Source organism: Micromonospora sp. KC207 (genome assembly GCF_004348615.1).
In the GTDB taxonomy this organism is placed as follows: domain Bacteria; phylum Actinomycetota; class Actinomycetes; order Mycobacteriales; family Micromonosporaceae; genus Micromonospora.
Genome location: NZ_SMKJ01000262.1, coordinates 1 through 10,222 on the forward strand (window position 1 = coordinate 1; position 10,222 = coordinate 10,222).

Annotated in this window: 1 protein-coding gene; it reads right to left on the reverse strand. The window is 76.6% G+C overall.

Translation table 11 applies throughout. The features are described 5' to 3' along the window. Nucleotides 1-10,222: type I polyketide synthase (locus tag E1258_RS33565; RefSeq protein ID WP_165949902.1), on the reverse strand; the 10,222-nt coding region annotated here is incomplete at both ends.

Sequence of the window (10,222 nt, forward strand, 5' to 3'; positions counted from 1 at the left end):
CCCCAGGCGAGCGACGTGGCGGGCAGTCCGGCCGCCCGGCGGTGCTCGGCCAGCGCGTCGAGGAACGTGTTCGCCGCCGCGTAGTTGGCCTGCCCGGCCGCCAGCACCAGACCACCGGCCGAGGAGAACAGCACGAACGCCGCCAGATCCAGATCCCTGGTCAGCTCGTGCAGGTGCCACGCGCCGTCCACCTTCGGCCGCAACACCGCCTCGACCTGCTCCCCGGTCAGCGTGTCGAGCATCGCGGCGTCGGCGGTGCCCGCGGCGTGCACCACCGCGGTCAGCGGCCGGTCCGCCGGGATCCGGCCCAGCACGCCGGCGAGCTGGGCCCGGTCGGCCACGTCACACGCCTCGATCGCCACCTCGGCACCCAGCCCGGCCAGCTCGGCGGCCAACTCGGCGGCTTCCGGGGTGTCCGGACCACGCCGGCCGAGCAGCAGCAGGTGCCGTACCCCGTGCCGGGTCACCAGGTGCCGGGCGAGCAGGCCGCCCAGCAGGCCGGCGCCTCCGGTGATCAGGACGGTACCGGTGGGGTGCCAGGTGGGCGCGCGGTCCACTGTGGTCACCGGGTCCAGCCGGGGTACCCGGACCGCGCCGCCACGGATCACCGACTCGGGTTCGCCGGAGGCCACCACGGCGGGCAGCGCGCGGTACGACCCGGCGGCCCCGTCCACGTCGACCAGCATCAGCCGGCCGGGGTGCTCCGCCTGGGCCGCGCGGACCAGCCCCCACAGCGGTGCCTGGGTCAGCTCGGGACTGCCCTGGGCGGCCACCGCGCCCCGGGTCACCACCACGAGGGTGGTGGCGGCGAAGCGCGGCTCGGCGAGCCACCGACGCAGGTCGGCGAGCGTGCGGTGGACCGCCGCACGCACCCCGCCCGGCACGTCGCCGTGCCCGGGCGGGACGTCGCCAACCCCGGTCTGCATGTCGCCAACCCTGAGCGGGACGTCGCCAACCCTGAGCGGGACGTCGCCGGGCGGGCAGAGCAGCACCAGCACGCCCGGCTCGCCGGGTACCGTGTCCAGGTCCGGGTGGACCGGTACCCCCAGCCCCGGGTCGGTGTCGCCGCACACCGCCCAGCCAACCAGCTCGGTGCGGGCCGGCCAGGCTGGCAGGGGTCGCCAGTCGATCCGCAGCAGGCCCTCGGGCACCGGCGCGGCGCCCGGGAGCTGCCCAGCGTGCACCGGCCGGGTCACGATCGAGTCCACCGCGCCGACCGCCGCCCCGGTCGTGTCGGCCAGCGTCAACGCGACCGCCCCGGCGCCGACCCGCCGGGCCCGTACCCGCAACGCGGTCAGCCCGGCGACGGGCAACCGTACCCCCGTCCAGGCGAACGGGATGGTGGCCTCGGTGAGCGCCTTCGGCCCGCCGGGCACCAGGTAGTCCATGCTGCCCAGGGCGGCGTCCAGCAGGGCCGGGTGCAGGCCGTAGCGGGTGGCTTCGGCGGTGGCCAGGTCCGGCAGGGCGACCTCGGCGTACACCTCGTCCTCGCCGCGCCAGACCCGGCGCAGGCCCCGGAAGGTCTCGCCGTACCCGAAGCCCAGGCCGGCCAGGTGCCCGTACACCCCCGTCAGGTCGACCGGTTCGGCACCGGCCGGCGGCCACTCCGCCAGTCCCCGCCGCTCACCGGAAGAACCAGCGACGTCCGCAATCAGCGTGCCGGCCGCGTGCCGCGTCCACCCGGTCGACGGCGTCGCCGTCGAGGGTGCCGCCCCGGCGGCCCGGGAGGCGCCCCCGGCGGCGGCCCGGGAGTGCACCGAGACCGCCCGGCGCCCAGCCTCGTCCGGCCCGACCACCACCCGGACAGCCACCGCGCCGCCCTCCGGCAGCGCCAGTGGCCGCTCCTGGCTCAGCTCCTCCAACACCGGGCAGGCGACGTGTTCACCGGCCCGGAGGGCCAGTTCGACGAAGGCGGTGCCCGGCAGCACCACCCGGCCGAGGATCCGGTGGTCGGCCAGCCAGGGCTGCTGGTCCACGGACAGCACGCCGGTCAGCACCACCCCACCCGGGTCGGGCAGCTCGACCACCGCGCCGAGCAGCGGGTGCCCGACCGCGTCGAGACCGGCCGTGGCCAGGTCGCCGGTCGGCGGGGTGGGATCCAGCCAGTACCGCCGGCGCTGGAACGGGTAGGTGTGCAGGGCCACCCGGCGGGTGCCACGCCCGGCGAACAGGCCCGCCCAGTCCACCGCGGCGCCGCCGACGTGCAGCTGGGCCACCGCCCCGACCAGGTAGCCGGCCTCGTCCCGGCCCCGGCGCTGGGTCGCGATCGCGCTGGCCGCGCCGCCGAGGCCCTCCCGCACCATCGGGGTCAGCACGGCGTCCGGGCCGACCTCGACGAACCGGGTCACACCGGCGGTCGCCAGGCCGCGCACCGCGTCGGCGAAGCGGACCGCCTGGCGCACCTGCCGTACCCAGTACTCCGCGGTGCACAACTCGGCCGCCCCGGCGACGGTACCGGTGACCGTGGAGACCAGCGGCAGGGCCGGCTCCCGGTAGGTCAGCCGCTCGGCGACCGCCCGGAACTCGGCCAGCATCGGCTCCATCCGGGACGAGTGGAACGCGTGCGAGACGCGCAGCCGCCGGGCAACCCGGAATCGCCCCGCGACCCGCTCCACCGCCTCGGAGTCTCCGGAGACCACCACCGAGCCGGGGGCGTTGACCGCGGCGATTTCCACCCCCTCGTCGAGCGCCGCCCGTACCTCGTCCTCCAGAGCGGCGATCGCCACCATCGCGCCGCCGGCCGGCAGCGCCTGCATCAACCGGCCCCGCGCGGACACCAGCGCGCAGGCGTCCGGCAGCGACCACACCCCGGCGACGTGCGCGGCGACCAGCTCGCCGATGGAGTGGCCGGCGAGCAGGTGCGGCGCGATCCCCCAGGACTCCAGCAACCGGTACAGCGCCACCTCGGTCGCGAACAGCGCGGGCTGGGCGTATCCGGTCCGCTCCAGCAGGTCGGCGTCGCCCCACATGACGTCCCGCAGCGGCCGGTCGAGTTCCCGGTCCAGCAGGGCGCAGGCCGCTTCCAGCGCCCCGGCGAAGACCGGGAAGGCCCGGTGCAGCTCCCGCCCCATGCCGAGCCGCTGGGCGCCCTGGCCGGTGAACAGGTACGCGGTCAGGCCGCCGGGCCGGGCCACGCCCCGGCGGGTGCCCGCCGGGTCGCCGTCCGGGCTGTCCGGCGCGGTGCCGGCGGCGAGTTCGGACAAACCGGCCAGGGCCGCCGCCCGGTCGCTAGCCAGCACCACCGCCCGGTAATCGAGCGCCGTCCGGGTGGTGGCCAGCGTGAAGCCGAGGTCCAGCAGGTCGGTCTCGGGATCGGCGCGGAGCCGGTCGACCAGCCGGGCCGCCTGGTCACGCAGGGCCGGGGCGCTGGCGCCGGCGACCGGCAGGGGGATCACCGGCAGCGCCGGTCCGGGACGTTCCCCGGCCGGCGTCGGCACCGGCGGTGCCTCCTCGATGATGGCGTGCACGTTGGTGCCGCTGATCCCGAACGAGGAGATCCCGGCCCGGCGCGGATGCCCGTCCACCGGCCACGGGCGCGGCTCGGTGAGCAGCGCCACACTCCCCGCCGACCAGTCCACGTGCGGTGACGGCGCGTCCACGTGCAGGCTGCGCGGCAGCAGGCCGTGCCGCAGCGCGAGCACCAGTTTGATGACGCCCGCCACGCCGCCGGCCGCCTGGGCGTGGCCCAGGTTGGACTTGACCGAGCCGACCAGGAGCGGGCGCCCGTCCGGGCGGTCCTGCCCGTAGGTGGCAAGCAGGGCCTGCGCCTCGATCGGGTCGCCCAGTCGGGTACCCGAGCCGTGCGCCTCCACGGCGTCCACGTCGGACGGCGCGAGTCCCGCGGCGGCCAGCGCGGCTCGGATCACCCGCTCCTGGGACGGCCCGTTCGGCGCGGTCAGCCCGTTCGAGGCGCCGTCCTGGTTGACCGCGCTGCCCCGGACCAGCGCAAGCACCTCGTGCCCGTGCCGGCGGGCGTCGGAGAGCCTCTCCAGCAGTACCAGGCCCACCCCCTCGGCCCAGCCGACGCCGTCGGCCGCCGCGGCGAAAGACTTGCACCGGCCGTCCGGCGAGAGCACGCCCTGCCGGCTGGAGTCGACGAACGTGTCCAGTGTCGACATGACGGTGACCCCGCCGGCCAGCGCGAGCGTGCACTCGCCGTTGCGCAGCGCCTGGCTCGCCAGGTGCAGGGTGACCAGGGACGAGGAGCATGCGGTGTCCACCGTCATCGACGGGCCTTCGAGACCGAGCACGTAGGAGACCCGGCCCGAGACCACCGCGCCGGAGCTGCCGTTGGCCAGGTACGGCACGAACTCCGACGAGTCGTCCTTGACCCGGCTGGCGTAGTCGTCGTACATCAGCCCGGCGAACACCCCGGTCTGGCTGCCGCGCAGCGTCGTCGGGTCGATCCCGGCCCGCTCCACCGCCTCCCACGCCACTTCGAGCAGGAGCCGCTGCTGCGGGTCCATGGCGGTCGCCTCGCGCGGGCCGATGCCGAAGAACCCGGGGTCGAACAGGGCCGCGTCGTGCAGGAAACCCCCGGACCGGGTGTACGACCTGCCCGGCCGGCCGGGCCGGGGATCGTAGCGCCCGGCGATGTCCCAGCCGCGGTCGGTCGGGAAGTCGCTGACCGCGTCGACGCCGTCCACCAGGAGCCGCCACAGGTCCTCGGGCGACGCGACACCGCCGGGGTACCGGCAGGCCATGCCGACGATGGCGATCGGCTCGTCGGCCCCGGCGAGGGCCGGGCGGGATGCCGGCACCGGCGCGGGGTCGGACCCGAGCAGGCGCCCCTTGAGGTACGCGGCGGCGGCCCGCGCGGTCGGGTGGTCGAAGACCAGGGTGGCCGGCAGCGTGAGCCCGGTGGCACCGCCGAGCAGGTTGCGCAGCTCCACCGCGGCGAGCGAGTCGAAGCCGAGGTCCTTGAACGCCCGGCCCTCGTCGAACTCGGCGGGATCGGCGTGGCCGAGAACCGTGGCGACGTGGGTGCGGACGAGTTCCACCAGGAGCCGGTCTTGCTCGGCCGCACCGAGCCCGGCCAACTGCCGGGCGAGCGCCGGCTCGTCGCCGGCCTGGGTAACCGCCCGGCGCAGCTTGCGGGACCGGCCCGGCACCAGGCCGCGCAGCAGGGCCGGCAGCTCGTCCATCCGGCTACGCAACACGGCCGGGTCCAGCCGCAGCGGGGCCAGCACCGGCTCGTCGCCGCGCAGCGCCGCGTCGAACAGCCGCAGTCCGTCCGGCGCGGTGAGCGCCGGCAGCCCGAGCCGGGCCATCCGGTGCAGATCTGCCCCGCCCAGCTCGCCGCCGAGGCCGGTGTTCTCCGCCCACAGCCCCCAGGCGAGCGACGTGGCGGGCAGTCCGGCCGCCCGGCGGTGCTCGGCCAGCGCGTCGAGGAACGTGTTCGCCGCCGCGTAGTTGGCCTGCCCGGCCGCCAGCACCAGACCACCGGCCGAGGAGAACAGCACGAACGCCGCCAGATCCAGATCCCTGGTCAGCTCGTGCAGGTGCCACGCGCCGTCCACCTTCGGCCGCAACACCGCCTCGACCTGCTCCCCGGTCAGCGTGTCGAGCATCGCGGCGTCGGCGGTGCCCGCGGCGTGCACCACCGCGGTCAGCGGCCGGTCCGCCGGGATCCGGCCCAGCACGCCGGCGAGCTGGGCCCGGTCGGCCACGTCACACGCCTCGATCGCCACCTCGGCACCCAGCCCGGCCAGCTCGGCGGCCAACTCGGCGGCTTCCGGGGTGTCCGGACCACGCCGGCTGACCAGCAGCAGGTTCCGCTGGCCGTGTGCGGTGACCAGATGCCGGGCGACCAGCCGGCCGAGGCCGCCGGTACCGCCGGTGACCAGGACGGTGCCCGCGCCCCAGGGCGCGTCCGTGGCGCTGGCGGGTGGCGCCGGACGGACCAGCCGGGGTACCAGCACGGCGTTGTCCCGGATCGCGGCCTCGGTCTCGCCGGCGGCCAGGATGGCGGGCAGCAGCGAATCGCCGGACGGGTCGGCGGCGACCAGGGTGAGGCGGCCGGGGTGCTCGGCCTGCGCGGCCCGGACCAGACCCCAGGCCGGAGACTGGGCCAGGTCGTCCGGGCCGGTGGTCACCACCAGCCGGGTGCGGGCGTAGCGGGGGTCGGCCAGGAGGCAACGCAGCGTGGACAGCAGCCCGGTGGTGACCGCGCGGACCCGCTCCGGGATGTCCCCGGTGGCCGACGGGCAGCGCAGCACCAGCACGTCCGGCGGGTCGGCGGGCGGCACGGCGGCGCCCTCGGCGACCGCCCAGCCAGCCGGCAGCGCCTGTGCGGGCGGCGCGACGGCCAGCGGCTGCCAGCGGATCGCGAACAGCTCACCGGCGGTGCCGGTGGCCGGCTGTGGCGCGGCGGCCGGGCGGGACACCAGCGAGGCGACCGAGGCGACCGGGCGACCGGTGCCGTCCATCAGCTCCATCGCGGACGCCTCGGCGCCGTCCAGCCGGGTGATCCGTACCCGCAGCTGGCTGGCGCCGGTGGCGTGCAGGGACACCCCGGTCCAGACGAACGGCAGCAGGGTCGCGCCGGCCGCGTCGTCCAGCAGGTCGGCGTGCATGGCGGCGTCCAGCAGCGCGGGGTGCAGGCCGAACCGCTCGGCCGCGCCGGCCACCTCGGCCGGCAGCGCCACCTCGGCGTAGATCTCCGCACCCCGGGACCAGGCGGCGCGCAGCCCCTGGAACGCCGGGCCGTAGTCGTATCCCCGGCCGGACAGCCGCTGGTACGCCCCGTCCACGTCGAGCGGCACCGCATCCGGCGGCGGCCACTCGGTGAGGTCGGCGGGCGGGTCGGGGACGGTGCCGCCGAGCAGGCCGCTGGCGTGGTGGATCCAGGGCTGGTCGGCGCCCGCGTCCTCGGCCCGGGCGTAGACCGCGAGCGGGCGCCGGCCGGCCTCGTCCGCACCCACCACCACGTGCAGCGCCACCCCGCCCCGCTCGGGCAGCACCAGCGGCGCGGCCAGGGTGAGTTCCTCGATCCGGGGGTACCCGACCTGTTCGCCGGCGCGCAGCGCCAGTTCGAGGAAGCCGGTACCGGGCAGCAGCACCGCGCCGTTGACCACGTGGTCGGCCAGCCAGGGCTGGGCCTGCGCGGACAGCCGGCCGGTCAGCACCACCGAGTCCGAGGCCGGCAGCGGGACGACCGCGCCGAGCATCGGGTGCCCGGCGGGCAGCTGGCCCACCCCGGTCACGTCGCCCGAGGCGGTGGCGGACAGCCAGAAGTGCCGGTGCTGGAACGGGTACGTGGGCAGGTCCACCCGGGCCGGCCCGGACCCCAGCAGTGCCGCCCAGTCAACGGTGACCCCGTCGACGTGCAGCTGGGCAAGCGCGGTCAGCACCGCCACCGGCTCGACCCGGTCCCGGCGGCAGGTAGCGGTGAACCGGGCCTCGGTGCCGGCCGGCAGGCAGTGCGGGGCGAGCGCGGTGAGCACAGCGTCCGGCCCGACCTCGAGGAAGTTCGTGACGCCCTGCTCGGCGAGCGCCTGGACCGCGTCGGCGAACCGGACCGCGTCGCGGACCTGCCGCACCCAGTGCTCCGGGGAGCAGAGCTGGTCCGCGGTGGCCAGTTGCCCGGTCACCGTGGACACCACCGGGATCCGCGGCGGCCGGTACGCCAGCCCGGCCGCGACCGCCCAGAACTCGGCGAGCATCGGCTCCATCAGCGCGGAGTGGAACGCGTCGCCGACCGGCAGCCGGTGCGCCTGCCCGCCCCGCGCCCGGATCAGCCCGGCCAGCTCCAGCACCTCGTCCTCGGCGCCGGAGAGCACCACGGCCGCCGGGCCGTTCACCGCCGCGACCGACACCGCCGGCCGCCCGCCGAGCAGGTCACGGACCTCCTCCTCGGTCGCGGTCACCGCCACCATGGCGCCCGGCCGGTGGGCCAGCTCGTGCATCATCCGGGCCCGGGCGGCCACCAGCGTGGCCGCGTCCGGCAGCGACAGCACCCCGGCGACGTGCGCCGCGGTCAGCTCGCCGATCGAGTGACCGGCCACCAGCTCCGGCCGTACCCCCCACGACTCGAACAGCCGGAACAGCGCCACCTCGACCGCGAACAGCGCGCACTGGGTGTAGCGGGTCTGGTCGAGCGGGCCCGCCGCGCCGAACACCACGTCGCGCAGCGGCGGGCCGTCCGGCGACCCGGCGGCGTCCAGCGCTGCGGTCACCTCGTCGAAGGCCCGGGCGAACACCGGGAACGCGGCGTACAGATCGCCGCCCATGCCGGCGCGCTGGGCGCCCTGTCCGGAAAAGATCATCGCGAGCCGGCCCTCGGCGGCGGTACCGCGCAGGGTGCCGGCCGCCGGTTCGCCGGCGGCGATGGCGGCCAACCCCCGCCGCAGCCCCTCCGGGTCGCCGGCGATGACGGCGGCCCGATGGTCGAGCGCCGCCCGGGAGGTGGCCAGGGCGTGCGCGACGTCGGCGAGCGGTACCTCCTCGAGGTCGGCCAGGAACGACGCCAGGCGGCCGGCCTGCGCCCGCAGGCCGGCGGCGCTGGCAGCGGCGAGCACGAACGGCAGGTGCGCCGGCGCCGCCACGACCGGCCCGCCGGGGGCCGCTGCCGCGGGCGCCTCCTCAAGGATCACGTGGGCGTTGGTGCCGCTGATCCCGAACGAGGAGACCCCGGACCGGCGCGGATGCCCGAGCACCGACCAGGGACGGGCCTCGGCGAGCAGTTCGACCGCGCCGGCCGACCAGTCCACGTGCGGCGACGGCGCGTCCACGTGCAGGGTGCGCGGCAACACCTGGTGCCGCATCGCGAGTACCATCTTGATCACACCGGCGACCCCGGCCGCCGCCTGGGTGTGTCCCAGGTTGGACTTCACCGAGCCCAGCCACAGTGGACGATCCCGGCCTCGGCCGTACGTGGCCAGCACCGCCTGGGCCTCGATCGGGTCGCCCAGCGTGGTGGCCGTACCGTGTCCCTCCACCGCGTCCACCTCGGCCGCGCGCAGCCCGGCAGCGGCCAGCGCCTGCTGGATGACCCGCTGCTGGGACGCCCCGTTCGGCGCGGTCAGGCCGTTGCTGGCCCCGTCGTGGTTGACCGCGGAGCCGCGGACCAGGGCCAGCACCGGGTGGCCGTGGCGCAGGGCGTCGGAGAGCTTCTCCACCACTAGGACGCCGACGCCCTCGCCCCAGCCGGTGCCGTCCGCGCCGGCCGCGAACGACCGGCAGCGGCCGTCGGCGGAGAGCCCGCGCTGGCGGCTGAAGTCGACGAAGGTGTCCGGGGTGGACATCACCGTGACGCCGCCGACCAGGGCCAGGCCACACTCCCGGTGCCGCAGTGCCTGGACCGCCAGGTGCAGGGCGACCAGTGAGGAGGAGCAGGCGGTGTCCACGGTGACCGCCGGCCCCTCCAGTCCCAGCAGGTACGCGACCCGGCCGGAGACGACGCTGGCCAGGCTGCCGTTGCCGAGATACCCGGCCACCTCCTCGGAGACCGCGCCCAGCCGGGTGGCCCAGTCGTGGTACATCACGCCGGCGAAGACCCCGGTGCGGGTCCCCCGCAGCGAGCCGGGGTCGATCCGGGACCGCTCCAGCGCCTCCCAGGACACCTCCAGCAGCAGTCGCTGCTGCGGGTCCATGGCCTGCGCCTCCCGCGGACCGATGCCGAAGAAGTCGGCGTCGAACTCGGCGGCGTCGTGCAGGAAGCCGCCGTGCCGCACGTAGCTGCGGCCGGGCCGACCCGGCTCGGGGTCGTAGATCGTCTCGACGTCCCAGCCGCGGTCCGCCGGGAACGGGGTGATCGCGTCGACTTCGTCGGCCAGTAGCCGCCACAGGTCTTCCGGCGACCCGACACCGCCTGGGTATCGGCACCCCATTCCGACGATCGCGATCGGCTCGTCCGCGTCCGTGGTCGCGCCGCCCGGGTCGGACGGCTCGACGCCAGCGGCGGACGCGGCAGAGCCCGCAGAGCCGGCCAGGCCGGCGAGGATGTGCTGGGCCACCGCCCGCGGCGTCGGCTGGTCGAAGACCAGCGTGGCCGGCAGCCGGAGCCCGGTGGCCGAGTTGAGGGCGTTGCGCAGCTCGATCGCGGCGAGCGAGTCGAAGCCCAGCTCGCTGAACGGCCGGCGCGGGTCGATCGCGTCCCGGCCGGGGTGGCCGAGCACCGCGGCCACCTGGGTCCGCACCAGGTCCAGCACGACCCGGCCGCGGTCCGCCTCGGTTAGGCCGCGCAGCCGCCCGGCCGGGTCGGGCCCGGTCGGGGCCGGGG